Annotated in this window: 12 protein-coding genes and 1 tRNA gene; 7 read left to right on the forward strand and 6 right to left on the reverse strand. The window is 63.4% G+C overall.

Features of this window, described 5'->3' with window-relative positions; all coding sequences use genetic code 11:
- Positions 1–185: 185 nt before the first annotated feature.
- The 3 genes from ABDZ95_RS09250 to ABDZ95_RS09260 form a co-directional block, all read right to left on the reverse strand.
- The gene (locus tag ABDZ95_RS09250; protein ID WP_343792977.1) at positions 186–1,190 is read right to left on the reverse strand and encodes a helix-turn-helix transcriptional regulator; all 1,005 of its coding nucleotides are present in this window, start codon (positions 1,188–1,190) and stop codon (positions 186–188) included.
- Positions 1,191–1,993: 803 nt separating this feature from the next.
- The gene (locus ABDZ95_RS09255) at positions 1,994–3,277 is read right to left on the reverse strand and encodes a hypothetical protein (RefSeq protein WP_343792979.1); all 1,284 of its coding nucleotides are present in this window, start codon (positions 3,275–3,277) and stop codon (positions 1,994–1,996) included.
- 110 nt (positions 3,278–3,387) lie between these two features.
- On the reverse strand, positions 3,388–7,668 hold the full coding sequence (locus tag ABDZ95_RS09260; RefSeq protein WP_343792981.1) for an ATP-binding protein: 4,281 nt from the start codon (positions 7,666–7,668) through the stop codon (positions 3,388–3,390).
- A 1,324-nt stretch (positions 7,669–8,992) separates the two neighbouring features.
- On the opposite strand from ABDZ95_RS09260, the gene ABDZ95_RS09265 reads away from it, so the two are divergent.
- Positions 8,993–10,087, forward strand: coding sequence for a tyrosine-type recombinase/integrase (locus tag ABDZ95_RS09265; RefSeq protein ID WP_343792983.1), 1,095 nt, complete (start codon positions 8,993–8,995; stop codon positions 10,085–10,087).
- 28 nt (positions 10,088–10,115) lie between these two features.
- Here ABDZ95_RS09265 and ABDZ95_RS09270 read toward each other — a convergent pair.
- Positions 10,116–10,205, reverse strand: a tRNA-Ser gene (locus ABDZ95_RS09270).
- A 95-nt stretch (positions 10,206–10,300) separates the two neighbouring features.
- Between ABDZ95_RS09270 and ABDZ95_RS09275 the strand changes: the two genes are divergently transcribed.
- From ABDZ95_RS09275 to ABDZ95_RS09295, 5 genes are read left to right on the forward strand one after another with little or no spacing between them, the layout of a single operon-like run.
- Positions 10,301–11,098 carry a septal ring lytic transglycosylase RlpA family protein gene (locus ABDZ95_RS09275; protein WP_343792985.1) on the forward strand — a complete coding sequence of 266 codons (798 nt, stop codon included), beginning with the start codon at positions 10,301–10,303 and terminating at the stop codon, positions 11,096–11,098.
- 37 nt (positions 11,099–11,135) lie between these two features.
- Positions 11,136–11,762, forward strand: a complete 627-nt coding sequence (gene tmk / locus ABDZ95_RS09280; RefSeq protein WP_343792987.1) for a dTMP kinase — start codon at positions 11,136–11,138, stop codon at positions 11,760–11,762.
- Positions 11,759–12,739: a DNA polymerase III subunit delta' gene (locus tag ABDZ95_RS09285; protein ID WP_343792989.1), complete on the forward strand. Its 981-nt coding sequence runs from the start codon at positions 11,759–11,761 to the stop codon at positions 12,737–12,739. Before tmk ends, ABDZ95_RS09285 begins: the two co-directional genes overlap by 4 nt.
- Entirely contained in the window at positions 12,736–13,524 is a 789-nt protein-coding gene (locus tag ABDZ95_RS09290; protein WP_343792991.1) for a TatD family hydrolase, read from the forward strand. Before ABDZ95_RS09285 ends, ABDZ95_RS09290 begins: the two co-directional genes overlap by 4 nt.
- Positions 13,524–14,321, forward strand: a complete 798-nt coding sequence (locus ABDZ95_RS09295; protein WP_343792993.1) for an MBL fold metallo-hydrolase — start codon at positions 13,524–13,526, stop codon at positions 14,319–14,321. Before ABDZ95_RS09290 ends, ABDZ95_RS09295 begins: the two co-directional genes overlap by 1 nt.
- Here the strand turns inward: ABDZ95_RS09295 and ABDZ95_RS09300 are convergent.
- Positions 14,318–14,704 carry a hypothetical protein gene (locus tag ABDZ95_RS09300; RefSeq protein WP_343792995.1) on the reverse strand — a complete coding sequence of 129 codons (387 nt, stop codon included), beginning with the start codon at positions 14,702–14,704 and terminating at the stop codon, positions 14,318–14,320. The genes ABDZ95_RS09295 and ABDZ95_RS09300 overlap by 4 nt on opposite strands.
- Positions 14,701–15,705 (reverse strand): porphobilinogen synthase, encoded by a 1,005-nt coding sequence (gene hemB, locus ABDZ95_RS09305; protein ID WP_343792997.1) that lies wholly within the window; start codon positions 15,703–15,705, stop codon positions 14,701–14,703. The genes ABDZ95_RS09300 and hemB overlap by 4 nt, the downstream gene beginning before the upstream one ends.
- A gap of 249 nt (positions 15,706–15,954) precedes the next feature.
- On the opposite strand from hemB, the gene ABDZ95_RS09310 reads away from it, so the two are divergent.
- Positions 15,955–17,094 carry an isobutyryl-CoA dehydrogenase gene (locus tag ABDZ95_RS09310; RefSeq protein ID WP_343792999.1) on the forward strand — a complete coding sequence of 380 codons (1,140 nt, stop codon included), beginning with the start codon at positions 15,955–15,957 and terminating at the stop codon, positions 17,092–17,094.
- The last annotated feature ends 28 nt before the right edge of the window (positions 17,095–17,122 follow it).

Below are 17,122 nucleotides of genomic sequence, written 5' to 3' on the forward strand. Positions count from 1 at the left end.
TTCGGCCGTTGACCGAACATCCCCTCAATCATCGGTAATACCTTGGAAACTATCTTCCCGGATAGGCCACGTCCGTTTCACGAGGTGAGACGCACCGGCCACCCCTGAACGGGGAATTCATATGCGGGACAGGGACTCCCGGCTCCTGCCCCCCCGTTTGGGAGAGCGTTCTGGGCCGTCTGCCTCTACCTCGGATCAGACCGCAGCTTCAGATTTTCGAGCCATTCGACCAGCAGGTCATGCCTGATGGGACCCTGCGACATTGCAATGCCGACCGGAACGACCGGTGGAGCGACCTCTGAAGGCAGATAGCCGAAGCGCTCGCGGAACTGGCGACTGAAATGGGTGGCCGACGCGAACCCGAAGCGCTCGGCGATGCTCGCGATGGTCTCGGAGCGTTCGTGTCGAAGCCGGAGCGCGGTACGGGCGTGATGAAGCCGCCGTTCCCTGATATACCGGACGACGCCTCCTTCCGCGTCGAACGCCCTGTAGAGCGTGGCTCGGGACACTCCAGCTGCGCGCGCCAGCGCCAGGCTGTCCGGCGCCGGCGCGCCGGCCGCAATCCGGGAATCGACATGCCGGGCGACGACCGTTCTGACCGTCCGATACAGGGCGGCCGCGACCGGTTCGGGCGCAGGCGACGCCGTTCCCCCGATGAGACGCAGGGCAATCAGGAGCAGGGCCTGGATGCCAGTCTCAAGTTGCTCGTCCGGCAGATCAGCCGCCAGACCCTCGAGGCTCGAAAGGTGATTGCGTAGCAGTCGCGCGCCCGGTTGGTCCGGGGGGATTACAAGGCCATGCACTTCCCGCGCCAGCAGAACAGGCGGGGCCGTCGTCCGGGGCACCACCAGCACGGTCAGGTCGACCCTGTCGAGGCGGGACGCGGCCTGCCTGCCCAGATCCCGAAACTGCACGGCCCCGGGCGCCGCGCGCACGTCTCGACCATCCGCATCTCCGACCACCGCTGCGCCGTTGACGATCAGGTTCAGGCCATCGACATCCGAGCTCCGCAGTGTCGACAGGCCGCGGGAAAGCGTTTGTCGGACCGAATGACCGCGACCGATCATGCCAGCTCGGCTGATGGTGGATCTGGACCGGTTGAAGAACGCGTTCCTGTCGGTCTCGCTGACGCCGGAAACCTCATAGAAGCCCGCCATTCCGACGAGATATCGGTCGAAGGCGTCCGGCAAAGTCTTCGTTGAAACATCCCAGGAAACGCTACGCTTACTGGACAAGAAACACTCTCCGGCCCGACGACACAACGCCGCTCTCTACACGTCAAGAACAACGATATGAATGGATTTTTGCTTGTCTGCCAATAGGTTCGGCGCCCGACAGCATCGAGCGTCGCCGGGAGGTTCTGTGTCCGTGACTGGCTCGGCGTCACCGGGCGGCGGGCCGGTGCAGCGATTTCTCCGACGCGGGGTTAAGGGTCGATATCCTGATGACGCGCGATCCGAACCGGGCGTTCTCTGTCCGCCTATGCCCCGGCAGCAACGTCCACTGTCGTCGACCGCAGGCCGATGAAGGGTCCAGCAGGATTGCGCGGAGGACCCGGTGGACTGGCGTGGCTCAGCGTGACCTGGACCGTGCGCTTCGGCCGGCCCGTCCATCACCAGCCAGACGAAGCGCCGTGAAGATGAAGGGGTGCAAGAGACGTCATCGAACCTCGCGTGCGGCCTCAGCAGGTCTTCATAATCAGAAGGCCCGCGCGAAGCGGACCTTCCGAGGGTCCATCAAGAGTCAGGAGCCGTCTTTCGCTTCATGCCCGAGCAGGGACGTCCGCTTGTGACTCTAAGCAGACGTTCGGAAGGTCCGCTGTGCGGAGTGGCGTTAATCCGATGCGGAGGCTTTGATCGATCAGCGTTCAGACTCTCACCTAGCCTCGGCAGGATCGCTGCTGGGCCGGTGCCGGAATCTAACCAAAGAATCTACATAGGCTCAGGACTCATAGCCGTCACCGCGACCGTGCTCTTAGCAACGATTCCCGAGCCTAGAGGGGAGCTGGCGTGACCGCCCAGAAACCCTCGCTTGCTTCTGTGAAGTCGGAATAGGAGTATTCGCGGGTGCCCCACGTGATGTCGCACCACACGCCTCCGGCGCGGCCACTATAGGCGGCTTTCTGTTTCAACGAGTCGGCTTTTACCGAAGTCGTGTAGCTGAGTAGAGAGTCTACGCCCTTCGGGACAGCCGGATCCCAATCTGCATACCAGTATCGCCAAGTCGCGACTGGCTCGTCTTCTACTGAGAGAACCACACTGTCGGACGTCGTCGATATCTCTGCGCGATCAGTGGATGACAACTGGGCTGGAAGCTGGACGTGCGGAACAACATCAACCAGCATCCGACCGACGTCCATTGGCATCGTCATGCCACACAGCGCTGTGGGCTTTTCGAAGGTCTCAATTTTGCCGGGCGTATCCAATGGGCCGGCATACTCCGCACGCGGCATTATCAACCAACCCTGCTCGCGGGGCGGTCTCGCATGGTCGAAACCTCCCATTAGGCCCAAGGCATACCTGAACTCGTATTGGACATATGCGGTCTCGGTCACCTCTGCGACGCGAAGCGCTACGATCATCTCGCCTCCGACGGCAAGATTGGCGTTGCGCCATAGTTCCGCGGCAGCGGTAGAAGGGACCTGGTCCCGGATGATCACATCATCCGTCCAGGCTGGACGGGCCACACAAGCCACATCGGCCAGTCCACGATTAAGCGTAATGGCCGCCCTGGCAAAGAATGTCATGATGTCGTTCGGCAGCCCCCAGTGCGCTGCGGCGTAAGCCAGCGTCCGCAAGAACGCGGACACGTAGGTTTCTCGATCGCCGAAATCGAACTGGCCGGTCGAATTCCTATCGCCCTGAAAGAAGAATGACGGGTTACCTTCGGCGCGCAAATCCGCGACCTGAAGCCATTCCCATTCATGCTGCCAGCGGCGCAGAAAAGGCGCACCGGTGCTATCTTGAAGATGCTTGAGCCTTGAGTGGAACATTTGCGGCACGCCATTGAACGCGGAAAACCTAGCGCGTAACCGCGCGTTCAAATTTGCCCGGCTGTCAGGCGCGTACCTATAGCGGGATGGCCAAAGTCCAGCGTCCGATCCGAAATTCTCGAACAGGAGAATATCCGACAGATGTGATGGAGCGTTGACCGCGTTCCGCACTTCGGAGAAATCGAAATATGAACTCAGGTCAAATGCATCGATGATGCAAAGACCTATGACAACCTCGCTTTCGAACGTGCGCGTTGAGATCCACCCTAGAAGGGAGGATGCCATTTCCCTGTTACCGCTGCGGATGAGATGCGCGATCGATCTGGAGGCCTCGAGGCGCACTCTGGGGACCGGCCATCTAAGCCTCGTAAGGAGTAGATCGATCGCGGGAGACGCTATGCCCATGCCGGCGTCCCGAGCGGCAGGTTCGAAACCTCAGCTTTGAAAGCGGAAATCATTGCGTCAGCGTGAGCTTTCGCAAGTTCCATTTCTCCAAGGGCGATCAGAAGATACACCAGCCTCGTGAACGGTACGACGATGCCGTTCTGGCTCTCGCGAAGGTCGATTGCCGGCTTCATCGTCTGCCGCACAAAATCCTTCCATCGCGACTTGTAGTCGCGGGCGACAACATCAAGCCGTGCCTCGGCTTCGGAGCTACTGGTCCAATAGGTCTGCCAGCCATACCGAACGACATGCGCGCGCACGATCCAGTCGAAAGCTCTGGTCCGGCCATCTAGTTTCGCGGCCATTTCAGCGGCCTGGTCAAGCCCGCTTTCAAGATCGAGGTGCAGCCGTGTCTCAGAGATTATGGCTTGGAGATCGTCCAGAGCTTCTCGCCCACGGCCCTCTTTATCCCAATGCGCCAACCAGTCCCGGACTCCGGAGCGATCATAGATATGAAGGCGGCTTCGCTCAGCGAGCAGTTCCTTCAATTCTCCAGGCGGGAAATCTTCAATCTTGGGAGGATCGGCCGGAGTTTCACTGGCGGAGGATGAACCGGACGAGCTGTAGCGGTCACGGTTCTTAGGGTTGGCATTGTTCCGGCCAAGTTTCCGCTCGACTTCATCTAACGCTGCTGGGGCTGGTGTAAGTTTCTCCAGCGCCGCGTGCTCTGTCGGCATGATGTAGGTTGTGGCCAGTGCCGCTCCCGCGTCGGTTTGGGCCAGCGGCAGGGAGAGCGCTTTCTTGTACAGGTCCTCTACGTAGCGCCACTCCTCATCGTCGATGAGTGCGTTCACAATAGGACCGACCTTGTCCGGAAAATGCTTAGCAATCAACTCGTAATAGCTACCCCGGATATGGTTCGTGCCATCGCCATCGGTGTAGTCGGTGATCTCATGGAACGCGCCGGCCAAGTCGAGGAGAGTGCTTTTCAGACCCTCTTCGCCTGCCTCGATAAGCATATCCAGTACATCTAGAATCTCGTCGGCAAATGGATCTTTCCGCCATCCATACGCAAAGATCCCCTCGACGGCTTTCTGAACTGCATGGCTGGCTTGGATATCACTTCCATGGTCGAGCGCTGCCATAGCCAAGTTAGACCAGTTGATCGTTCTTTCGTTGATGACGGAGACTTGTTGGTCAATCGAGTTGCCATAGGCGTCTGCAAAATGCTCGAAGCACGCCTGGTCGTGGATGGCCACGCGTTGTTTCGCCAGTTGCTCCAGCCAGAGTTCGTCCAGCCAGAAATCTGACGACCTCGCAGCAGCAAGCGCGGCAGCGTCAATCACGGAACTGCCATCAATGGCTCGGCCGATTAGCGCGATATCAAAGGCGGCATCGATCAAGGCGAGGCGGATTGCTATGAATCGGTTCTGTGCATCAAATCCACGTCCATAGTCAGCGCTAGCATCGAACCCGCCGAAAACGTCGTCGAGTGTCGGCCATTGGCGGTCTTGGAGCCATCGCGCAGCAATCGATCCCGCCAGTTTCTCAAATGCTCTTATCGACCCGGCCAGCCAGCTATCGGCGGCGTAGGATGGGATGCGTGCCCAGTTGTTTACGGACTTTCCTTGAAGAGCACTGGCGAGCGCAGACATGAATGTGGTGTAGGCCATGCCACGTATGTCGATCTGAAATCTTGTCTCGGGGCCGTCGGCTGCCGAGAAGAGGGTGCTCAGGTCTCTGCCGACAGAACTGCCGCGCAATTTGTCACCCTTTACAATCGCGAGACAGCGGATGGCAGGATGATCGCGTGACTTGAGCTTGTCTTGACTGTTCGGAGCCAAGCCCTCCACGCAAAGGCTGATGAACACTTCGCGTGCGAGTTCGCGGCCGCCGAAGGCTCGTCCAGCCGCAAATACGCTCGCGTGGTCGCCGACCAACCGCGCGCTCTGAGCATAGGCCGCCAGAAGATGATCAGGATGTGCCGCCCTTTTGCAGAATGAAAGGACGCGTTTGACGTCGGCGCGTCCGGCATTGCCGACGACGGACACGATGGCTTCCGCCAATTCGGCCTGACGGTCGCCGCTGCTGCCATTCGCGCCGGATCGCGTGATCCGCCCGTTAAGCTCCTCGATGGCCCGATCTGCGACGCCGTAACGTTGCCCCCCGGTGGTCATTCTGACGAGTGGGGGCAGCATCTTCGCTGGAAGGCGGGCGAGATCAGCCCGCAGCAACCCCCACGCATAACCGTCGCCGTTCAAGGAAGCCGCCGTCGCCCACAATCTTGAAAAATCGTCCGTCTGAAATTCGGGCCCATTGATCGCTCGAATTTTCTGAAGGCGGAGACGGGCCAAGGATGCCAAGTCAAAGCGGTTAAAGGCCGCGCGCTCCGCATGGTCATAAACAGCGACGAGATTATCAATCGGATATCCGGCCGAAACGTACTGAACTGCCCACGCACGATCTGGCTTGGCGATAAGATTGTCGGCGTCGCCCCGCTTCGCTTCCGTGACCCACAGCCAAGTCTGCCGCCAATAGTCGGGAGCTTTATCTCGGAGCCATTCTAGGGTCGGCTGGGAATGGTCCAGGAATGTCGTGAGATGCTCCGGACGTTCATGGAGGTAGGCAAACAGACTGCCGTGAAACGGACGAACCTCTAGTTCGCGGTAGTCCAGCAGATGCGATATCTCGCTCCTGGCAACAATGCTCGCTTCGTCATTCCCAAGACAGTCGGCGATAGCGAACGGGGGCGGGGCGAAGTCCAAGCCTGCCAGGACATGCAGAATGACCCGGCCGCGTGGTGAAAGACGCGTCAGGAACGTCGCATAATAGTCTCGGATGTCGCCGGAGGGGCAGGAGGGAAGAGCCTGCACGATTTCGGGCGATACCTCTTCCCCGTCCCGTGAGACGGCTTCAAATGAGTAAATTAGATGAAGCGGAAGTCCGGCGGATAGTTCGAAAAAGGCATCTGAAACCGCATTGAGCGCCTTAATCTCGGGCTCATGATGCCAGCGCCTCAGATTGAGGCGGCCTGATTTGTACTTCTCGGTGATCCATCCGCGCACCGCAGCGCGGTTCATTAGCGGCAGTTCCCACCAGCCATCCACGGGAGCCGCACGCAGTAGCTTGGCTGGCAGATGCTCTTCAGCGATCTTCTGCGTCCCGACAACGACATGCATCCCCGGAATGACGGGCAGGAGGGTGTTGAAGAGTTCTTCCGTGTCCAAGCGTGACTGTCCTTCGCGCCACACATGGTCCAGACCATCGATGATGACGACCAATCTTTTGCCGTCACCAACAACTCGCTGTGTGGCCATCGTCAGCATGTCGCCAACGCTTTGACGCTTTACGTCCAAGTCTGGGATGAGTTCATCGAGCTGCGCCTCGAACGATCTCGCAATGGCTTGAAAGAAGAAACGCGCTTCGGATCTGTCATCCAAGCTGAGAAAATAGTGATGGCGAATGCAGACTGTTTTTTCAGGGTCGATTGCCGCTTTGAATTTGCTCAGGAAGGTGCTCTTGCCGCGACCCGGCGGAGCCCAGAGAACCGTCGCACCGTCGTTGTTGAGGACGCGATCTGCAAAAGAGTCGGCGAAACCCTGGTCGGGAATTTGATAGTCAGCCGGTACTTTGAAGCCTTGCGCAATCGGCTTGGCTGACTCGACAGCAAATGCGTGTCGCAAATGCAGGTGCTTGATTTTGCCGTCTGGCTTCGGAAGCCCCTTGTTGATCGACCAGAGGCGAACTTGCTTTTGGAAAAAGGCCCAGCCCGCTGGATCGGTGTCTGATGAGATGCGATCCCATAGCTGCTGATCGAGATCGTCGACGTGTGGTTGGGAATGTATGAAATCAAAATTCTGGAAGAAAAGCTTGGCATTTGCGGCCGACCCGAGCTGATCTACGACACGCTTGCGCGTTTCAGCGGGGATCTTTGAATAGCTGACGCGATTGCCAATCAGACATTTCGCGAATTCGCTATCGGGCTTCCGATCCGTCTTCAGGCGAGCGAATGCGAGTCGGCCGTCGGTAACTAGGGGGGCTACCGAGTCCGACCAGTGCCGAAGAAGCGATTTTCCTCGCGCCTTATGTGTGAGCAGCCACTCCCAACAGAGGCTGGTGTCGGGGTTATCAGGGTCTGCGGCGAACTTAACCTGGGTAACCTCGAACCTGCCATCCTGTCGGCAGGCTACGACGTCATCGACAGCTTTGAAGGCGGGGTCTGTGGATTCGACTTGGACCCATTGGTAACGATCCGGCTCACGGTAGTAATTCAGCAGCGTCTCAGTAGCCACTAAGTCTTGGTATTCGAACCCCGCGCGAATTATTCCCGCTGTCTTTAGATTATGCCCCATCGTCTGTCGCTTCCCTACGCGAGTTTGTGCCTTCCCGCGCCTCGAGCCGTTCCAGCCCCTCATCGTAAAGGCTCAGGTTCGGCCAGTTAACAAGCCTTTCGGCCAAGTTCCGGATTGCAGCGAGCACCGGCTGCTCGTAGCCGGTTCACCAAGGTTGGCGATGCGCTGTGAGCTGTACCCTCGCGGGTGAGTTTTGCGTCGATGTCGGCCATCATCGCCTCGACAAGCGGTCCGCTGTGTGCGGGCGGGTCAGGGTTATGATCGTCCTCAGTCACGTCGAATCCTTATCGTCATCGCGTGATTGAAAATGTCTGGTTCGAGGCACGCAGCCAAGGTCTCCTTATGGCGCTTAGCAGGCGGAGACCCAGCGTTGCCGGTCATTGTGGTGCTGCCAAGCGATCTCGGCTGACGTGATGCGTGCTTTCGGTTCGCGATGCACCGAAATGGACTGTTACGCCTGCGATCCACCGAAGCAACCGCTCCGAACCTATGCCTTAGTCCGGCTACCCGCCGAGTGAGGTCTTGAAACCCACTTCTGGGGTTCGCGATCCACCGAAGATTGGCCGGTTCGGTTCGCGATCTACCGAAACAACGGTCGTGCTTATGACCTTTGGGTTCGCGATCCACCGAGCCGGACGCCTAGCGAACGCGTGCGGAAAAGACGGTCCCGTTGAAAGATCGGCTTCTCGGCCCCCCCGATTGGACATGAGCCCGCCACTCGACTTCCGCCCCAGGTCGGTCGCGCCGACTGCTCCGTACATGCAAAACGACACAAAGGCGTGCAACTCACTGATAGCAAACCGACCGCCTGATCAGGCTGTCGCACTCACACATTCATACAAATCAGTCCGTTGCTCGGCGTTAGCCAAGCCGCCGGCCTGAAATGTCGCATTCGTGCACCAGTACCTCAGCAATCCGACTTGCGTACTTTTGCGCGTCTTTTCGTCCAGTTCACAGGCAGGATGTGTATTGTTGGCCAACAATACGGCCTTACTCGCCAGCTCGACGAATAACGCGCTGATCCAGCGCTTGAGAGGCGCTGCCGCACCTGTCTAACGTTGCCTGAGTGGCAGCGCGGACTGGAGAGTTGAGTGGCCAGGCAGGGCATAGTTCGGAAAGCGGATCTGCGTCGGGGGATTGACACCTTGCAGGAACGCGGCGTGCCACTTGGTGCGCTGGAACTGCTGCCCGGTGGAGAGGTGCGGCTGCATCTGGCCGCGCCCGGCACGGTGACTGCGAGCAGCCTCGATAAGGAGGTTCTGTCTTGGGACGAGGCCTTAAGCTGATCGGCTTTCCCTACGTCAGCAGTTTCAGCGACCGGCACGGCAAGGTCCGCTACCGTTACCGGCGTACCGGTCAGAAGGCGATCTATCTGCATGGTACGCCGGGCTCGCCGGAGTTCGCCCTGGAGTACGACGCGGCGGTTTCGGGTCGCACGACTGCGATCATACCGGGAGCCAGCCGGACCGTCCCCGGGACGATCAATGCCCTGGCGGTCGCCATCTACGCGTCCGCCGAATGGCGATTGCTCGAGGCGTCGACCCGGGACACCTATCGCGGGATCATCGAGCGCCTCCGGAATGACTACGGCGGTCAGTCGGTGCGCGCGATCCAGCCGCACCACGTCCTGAAGATGCGGGACAAGCGGGCGGAGACGCCGTGGGCTGCCAACAAGATGGTGCAGGTGCTGCGCTGGATGATGGCGTTCGCGGTCGCGCGACAGTGGCGGGCGGACAACCCGGCCGCGGGCCTCAAGTCGCTGAAGGCGCCGTCGGTCGGCTTCCCGGCCTGGACGGAAGCAGACATCGCCAGGTTCGAGGCGCATTGGGCAGTGGGAACGCGGGAGCGGCTTGCCTTCGATCTTCTGCTCTACACCGCCCAGCGCTCAGGCGACGTCCGACAGATGGGGCGCCAGCAAATCCGCGATGACGCAATCCTGGTGCGGCAGGAGAAGACCAAGGCCTTCCTCGAACTCCCTATCCACCCGCAGCTGAGACTGTCGTTGCAGCGTGTTCCGACGGGGCAAATGCTCTTCCTGACAACCAAATCCGGCGCGGGGTTCACCGCCGGCGGCTTCGGCAACTGGTTTCGGGATGCAGCCCGTGCGGCCGGGATCGAGGACCGCTCGGCGCACGGGCTGCGGAAATCCGCCGCCACGCGGCTCGCCGACGCCGGATGCACCGAGGCGCAGATCAAGGCTGTGACCGGTCACACGACCTCAAAGGAGGTCGAACGGTACACCAAAGCCCGTGACCAGAAGCGACTGGCGAAGGACGCCTTCGCGCTGATCGGCGGCACGCAAGGCGAACAGAATTTGGCTAACTCCGCGAGCGCGTTAGCCAAATCGAACTCTAACTGACTGAAATCTGGAGGCTTCACCATGAAGGTGGCGGACAGGGTGGGATTCGAACCCACGGTAGGCTTCCACCTACGGCGGTTTTCAAGACCGCTGCCTTAAACCACTCGGCCACCTGTCCGTGTTTATCGAGCGGACCGGCCGCATAGCCGATATCGGGCGTTAACCAAACCGGAAATCGACGGGTTCATTCTGTCCGCCTCTCAAGGGTGGGCGATGACGGGCCGGATTGCGAAGATTCTGATGGCCGCGGCGATGATGTCGCTGCTGGCGGCGTGCGCGGGCGGGGCAAGGCCCGGCGGCGGGCGGATGCCCGTGGTCACCGATCCGGCGCCGATCGTGTCGGGGACCATGCGGCCCTACCAGATCCGCGGACGCTGGTATCACCCCGAGGAGCAGCCGAACTACGACGAGACCGGCCTGGCCTCGTGGTACGGCGCCCAGTTCAACGGCCGGCCGACGGCGACGGGGGAGCGGTTCGACATGAACGCCCTCACCGCCGCCCACAAGACCCTGCCGCTGCCCGGGCTGGTCGAAGTGACCAACACCGCCAACGGCCGAAGCATCGTCGTGCGGGTCAACGATCGCGGGCCGTTCGTGGACAACCGGATCATCGATCTTTCGCGCGGCTCGGCCGAGGCTCTTGGTCTGCTGGAGCGTGGCGTGGGCGAGGTGAGGGTGCGATATCTCGGGCGCGCGCCGCGGCTGGGGTCGGCCCAGCCGGTGCAGTACGCGGCGACGGTCAGCCCCGCGCCGCCGGCGCCGCGTCCGCAACAGGCGCCCGAGAGCGCAGCATACTGGATTCAGGCCGGCGCCTTCTCCGACCGCAACGCCGCGCGACGGGTCGCCGACCGGCTCGGAGACCGCGCCACGGTCGATGTGGCCAACCGCGGCGATTCGCCCCTGTACCGCGTCCTGGTCGGCCCCTGGCCCGATCCCAACGCCGCGGAGACGGCGCGTCAGGCGGTGGTCGCACGCGGATATGCCGACGCCCTGTTGATATCGGCCCGCTAAGGCTTGCCTCAAGCGGCGACGCCGCCATTGTGCCCCGGTGACCCAGGGCAGATTCATCACGTTCGAAGGCGGCGAGGGCGCCGGCAAGTCGACGCAGGTCGCCCTGCTGGTTGATCGCCTGCGTGCGCGCGGGCTTGAGGTCGTGCGCACGCGCGAGCCGGGCGGCTCCGAAGGCGCCGAGGAGATCCGCGCCATCGCCCTGAACGGCGACGCCGGCCGGTGGTCGCCGATGACCGAGACCATGCTGATGTTCGCCGCCCGCAGCGACCATCTGGACAAGACCATCCGCCCGGCGCTGGCCGCCGGCCGCTGGGTGGTCTGCGACCGCTTCGCCGACTCCAGCCGGGCCTATCAGGGCGCCGGCGGTGGGACGCCGGGTGAGTTCATCGAGTCGCTGGACGCCGCCGTGGTCGGCGAGACCCAGCCGGACCTGACCCTGATCTTCGACCTGCCGGTGGAGGTGGGACTGGAGCGCGCCTTCGGTCGCGGCCTGTTCGAGACCCGGTTCGAGTCCAAGGGCGTCGCCTTCCACGAACGCCTGCGCGCCCGCTTCCTGCAGATCGCCGAGGAGAAGGCTGAGCGCTGCGTGGTCATCGACGCCGTGGGCGACATCGAGACCATAGAGGCGCGGGTCTGGGCGGCCGTGGAGGCGCGCCTGCTGTGAGCGAGCACCCGCGCGATCGGTTCGATCTGATCCCCGATGCAAAGGCCGAGGCCGCCTTCCTCGACGCCCAGGCGCGCGGACGGCTGCATCACGCCTGGCTGTTGTGCGGGGTCGAGGGCTCGGGCAAATCGACCTTCGCCTATCGCGCGGCGAGACGTCTGCTGGGCGCGCGGCCAGACCCATCGCGGGGGCTGCTGGGGACCGATCCCTACGACCACGTCGCTCGCATGATCTCGGCCCAGTCGCACCCGGACTTGCTGGTGCTGGAACGGGCGGTCGAGGGCGGCAAGACGAAGAAATCCATCTCGGTCGATCAGGCACGCGAACTGCCGGAGTTCTTCTCCAAGAGCCCGTCGCAGGCGCAGGCGCGGGTGGCGATCATTGACGCCGCCGACGACCTGAATCTGAACGCCGCCAATGCCTTGCTGAAGGTTCTTGAGGAGCCGCCCGAGAATGGCGTGCTGTTCTTGGTGACCCATGCGCCCGGCCGGCTGCTGGCCACCATCCGCTCTCGCTGTCGCCGCCTGGCCTTCCCGGTCTGGCCTCAGCATGCGCTGGAGGATCTGGTGCGCAACCGCACCGGCGTGTCCTCCGCTGAGGCGTCCCGCATCGCCGCCATGGCCGCCGGCTCGCCCGGTCAGGCGCTGGCGCTGGCGTCCGGGGCGACGCTGGAGGCGGACCAGCTGGCGCAGGAGTGGGTCAACGCCGTAACCGTCGACCGGGCCGAGGCCATGTCGGTGGCCGACAAGTTCCGCGGCGCCGAGGGGCAGGAGCGGTTCGAGACCCTGATGGAGCGGCTGATCGCGGCCGTGAAGGTGAGAGCGCTGGAAGAGGGCGCGCGCGGCGCCCGCTGGGCCGAGCTGTGGGAGCGGATGTCGGAGCTGCCCGACCGGGCCGCGGCGATCAACCTCGACCGGGCGGACGTGCTGGCCGGCGCACTGGCCGACCTGCAACGCACCAAGGCGGCGCGCGGATGATCATCGACAGCCACGTCAATCTGCACGCGCCCCAGTTCGACGAGGACCGCGACGCCGTCATCGTCCGCGCCCGCGAGGCCGGCGTGCAGATGATGGTCGAAATCTCGGACAAGCTGTCGACCTTCGAGGCCACCCACGGCCTGGCCATGGCCCATCCGGACATCTGGTGCACGGTCGGCGTCCATCCGCACGAGGCGAAGGACCATACCGACCTGACCGCCGCCCGATTGATCGAGCTGTCGCAGCGGCCCCGCGTCGTCGGCATCGGCGAGTGCGGCCTCGATTTCCACTATGATCTCAGCCCGCGCGAGGAGCAGGCGGCGGTGTTCCGCCAGCATATCGCCGCGGCGCGGACCACGGGGCTGCCGCTGGTGGTCCACACGCGCGAGGCCGACGACGTCATGTCTGGTATCCTCGCCGAGGAACAGGCCGACGGTGCGTTCCGGTTCCTGATGCATTGTTACACCAGTGGGCCGGAACTCGCGGAGAAGGCAACGGAACTTGGCGCGTGGTTCTCCGTCTCCGGCATCGCCACCTTCAAGGCGGCGCAGGACGTGCGCGACATCATCGCCGGCATGCCCGCCGACCGGATCATCGTCGAGACCGACTGCCCCTATCTCGCCCCCATCCCGCATCGCGGGCGGCGCAACGAGCCGGCTTACGTTGGCCACGTGCTGGACAAGCTGGCGGAGATCCGGGGCTGGTCCCGCGACGAGGCGGAGGCGCGGACGACGGACGCCTTCTTCGCCCTGTTCGACCGTATCCCCCGGCCGGACGGCGCCTGATGGAGCTGGAGGTCGTCATCCTGGGTAGCGGCTCCTCGGGCGGCGTGCCGCGCGGGGACGGCGACTGGGGCGCCTGCGATCCGACCGAACCGAAGAACCGCCGCACCCGCTGCTCGGCCCTGATCCGCCGCCACAGTCCGGACGGCGTCACCAGCGTGCTGATCGACACCTCGCCGGACCTGCGGGAACAGGCGCTGGCGGCGGGCATCGGGCATGTGGACGGGGTGCTGTTCACCCACGACCACGCCGACCAGACTCACGGCATCGACGACCTGCGCGTCTTCGCCATCCGCTCGCGCCAGCGCATTCCGGCGTGGATGGACGCGGCGACGCGCGCGGCCCTGACCCACCGGTTCGACTACATCTTCGAGAGCAAGCTCGGCTATCCGGCCATCGTCGAGGCGCGGGACGTCCCGCCGCACGGCCAGCCGTGGTCCGTCGAAGGGGCGGGCGGCCCGGTCCCGGTCGTGACCTTCGATCAGGCCCATGGCCCGATCCGCTCGGTCGGCTATCGCTGCGGACCGATCGCCTATTCCAGCGACGTCTCCGACCTGGACGAGGCGGCGATCGAAGCGGTGCGCGGCTGTGACCTCTGGATCGTCGACGCCCTGCGCTACACCCCCCATCCGACCCATGCCCATCTGGAGCGGACACTGGACTGGATCGCGCGCTCGGGCGTTCGCAAGGCGGTTCTTACGAACCTGCATATCGATATGGATTACAAGACGCTGTCGGCGATTGTTCCGCCGAATGTCGAGGTGGGGTTCGACGGCTGGAGTGCCCGCCTGACGGCCTAGAGTTTCTGTCCCGGCGTTCCGATGTACCGGTCGGTCGCCGTCCGTCCATTCCGGTCTTCGATGTGGACGGTGAAGTGGATCCCGAGTGACGAGTCGATTCCAAAACGGGCGGTGGCGACCCTGAACAGGTCAGCTTCGCATCCATGCCGTCGACAGAGGTCTTTAAAGGCGTCCCGGTACAGCTCGACCGCCGTTCCAGGCGACTCCGAAGCGACGCCCTCGATCACCTGACCAGTCAGGAAGTCCACGCCGATGACGCCGCCGGGTGACTGACCTGCCTCTCCGTAGATATCCGTCACATAGAGGCCGATCGGGAAGCCTAGACCGCTGCTCAGGGAGTCGGCGGCGTTGTGCGCGACGCTGCGAAGGTCGCCGAACTTCATCGGCCCAGCAGCCGCGCCGCCTGCGGGGCGAAATAGCTCAGAACCCCTGCCGCGCCCGCGCGCTTGAACGCGTGCAGGCTCTCCAGGATGGCGCGGTCCTCGTCCAGCCAGCCATTGGCGATCGACGCCTTCATCATCGCGTACTCGCCGGACACCTGGTAGGCGAAGGTCGGCACCTTGAAGGTCTCGCTGATGCGCTGGACCAGATCGAGATACAGCATCCCGGGCTTGACCATGACGGCATCCGCGCCCTCGGAGATGTCCATGGCGACCTCGCGCAGCGCCTCGTCCGAGTTGGCGTAGTCCATCTGATAGGTCTTCTTGTCGCCGGTCAGCATCTTCGCCGAGCCGACGGCATCGCGGTACGGGCCGTAGAAGGCCGAGGCGTATTTCGCCGCATAGGACAGGATCATCACGTCCTCGAAGCGGTTGGCCTCCAGCGCGTCGCGGATGGCCTGAACCCGGCCGTCCATCATGTCCGACGGCGCGACGATGTCCGCGCCGGCGTGGGCGTGGATGAAGGCCTGTTCGGCCAGTCGCTCCAGCGAGGCATCGTTCAGCACCCGGCCGTTCTCGACCACGCCGTCGTGGCCGTGGTCGGTGTAGCAGTCCAGCGCCACGTCGGTCATGACGCCGATCTCCGGCGCGGCGTCCTTGATGGCGCGGATGCAGTCCGGGACCAGACCGTCCGGATCGGTTGCCGCCGTGCCGACCGCGTCCTTCAGCGCGCCGTCGACATTGGGGAACAGGGCGACGGCGGGAATGCCCAGATCACGCGCCTCCTTCGCCGCCTCGGCCGCGGCCTTGGGCGACAGGCGGAAGACGCCGGGCATGGAGGCGACCGGCACGCGGTCCTCCTTGCCGTCGTGGACGATCAGCGGCCAGACCAGATCGGCCGGCGTCAGCGTCGTCTCGGCCACCAGACGGCGCACCCACGGCTGGCTGCGCAGGCGGCGCGGACGGGCATAGGGGAAGGCGGCGGGAGCGAACGGCTGGGTCATGGGCGGGATTTAGCGGGTCGAGATGGAAAAAACACCCGCACACTTCCCGCTCATACACCGTCACCCCCGGGCTTGACCCGAGGGCCGGAGGCTGAATCGGCCTGTGCCTAGCCGGAGAGGCAATGCCTGCGGAACATCCGGCCCTCGGGTCAAGCCCGAGGGTGACGGAAAGGGCTAGGGGCGGTTGGTGCTGGTGACGCCGCTGCGTCTCCCGTCTAGAAGCCGATCCAAAGACTCGAGGAAACACACATGGACTTCGCCCTCACCGACGATCAGCGCGCCATCCAGGATGCGGCCCGCGCCTTCGCCGAGGCCGAGCTGGCGCCGCACAGCGCCGAGTGGGACGAAACCAAATACTTCCCGGTCGACGTCATGCGTCAGGCTGCCGAGATGGGCTTCTGCGGCATCTATGCCGGCGAGGAACACGGCGGCATGGCTCTGGGCCGCGTCGAGGCGGCGGTGATCTTCGAGGAGCTGTCGCGCGGCGACGTGTCGACCGCGGCCTTCATCTCGATCCACAACATGGCGACCTGGATGATCGACAGCTTCGGCTCGGACGATCTGCGCGGCCGCTATGTCCCGTCGCTGACGACCATGGAGAAGATCGCCAGCTACTGCCTGACCGAGCCGGGCTCCGGCTCGGACGCGGCAGCCATGCGCACCACGGCGACCCGCGACGGCGACCACTGGGTGCTGAACGGCTCCAAGGCCTTCATCTCGGGCGCGGGGACCAGCGACGTCTATGTCGTCATGGCGCGCACGGGCGAGGCGGGCCCCAAGGGCATCAGCGCCTTCGTCGTCGACCTGGGCACGCCGGGCCTCGGCTTCGGCGCGCAGGAGAAGAAGATGGGCTGGAACAGCCAGCCCACCGCCATCGTCAGCTTCGACGACTGCCGCATCCCGGCCGCGAACCTGCTGGGCAAGGAAGGCGACGGCTTCCGCTACGCGATGATGGGACTGGACGGCGGCCGCCTGAATATCGCCGCCTGCTCGCTGGGCGGCGCCCGCCTCGCGCTGGAGACGGCGCTTGAGTACGTGAAGACCCGCAAGCAATTCGGCAAGCCGATCGGCGACTTCCAGAATACCCAGTTCAAGCTGGCCGACATGGCGACCCAGCTGGACGCCTGCCGTCTGATGGTGATGCGCGGCGCCTGGGCCATCGACACCGGTCATCCGGACAAGACCAAATGGTGCGCCATGGCCAAGCGCATGGCCACGGACGTCTGCTTCCAGATCGTCGATGAGGCGCTGCAGCTGCACGGCGGCTACGGCTATCTGAAGGACTATCCGCTGGAGCGCATCCTGCGCGACCTGCGCGTCCACCGGATCCTCGAAGGCACCAACGAGATCATGCGCGTGATCACCGCACGGGAGATGATGCGGCAGTAGGCGTTTGGTCGGCTTCGTGATATTCTGA

Source organism: Brevundimonas kwangchunensis, assembly GCF_039523815.1.
GTDB lineage: Bacteria > Pseudomonadota > Alphaproteobacteria > Caulobacterales > Caulobacteraceae > Brevundimonas > Brevundimonas kwangchunensis.

Coding starts and splice junctions, on each gene's coding strand:
- hemB (WP_343792997.1), bottom strand. CDS start 15,705: ATGACCCAGCCGTTCGCTCCCGCCGCCTTCCCCTATGCCCGTCCGCGC.
- ABDZ95_RS09290 (WP_343792991.1), top strand. CDS start 12,736: ATGATCATCGACAGCCACGTCAATCTGCACGCGCCCCAGTTCGACGAG.
- ABDZ95_RS09275 (WP_343792985.1), top strand. CDS start 10,301: ATGACGGGCCGGATTGCGAAGATTCTGATGGCCGCGGCGATGATGTCG.
- ABDZ95_RS09255 (WP_343792979.1), bottom strand. CDS start 3,277: ATGGCATCCTCCCTTCTAGGGTGGATCTCAACGCGCACGTTCGAAAGC.
- ABDZ95_RS09295 (WP_343792993.1), top strand. CDS start 13,524: ATGGAGCTGGAGGTCGTCATCCTGGGTAGCGGCTCCTCGGGCGGCGTG.
- ABDZ95_RS09310 (WP_343792999.1), top strand. CDS start 15,955: ATGGACTTCGCCCTCACCGACGATCAGCGCGCCATCCAGGATGCGGCC.
- ABDZ95_RS09300 (WP_343792995.1), bottom strand. CDS start 14,704: ATGAAGTTCGGCGACCTTCGCAGCGTCGCGCACAACGCCGCCGACTCC.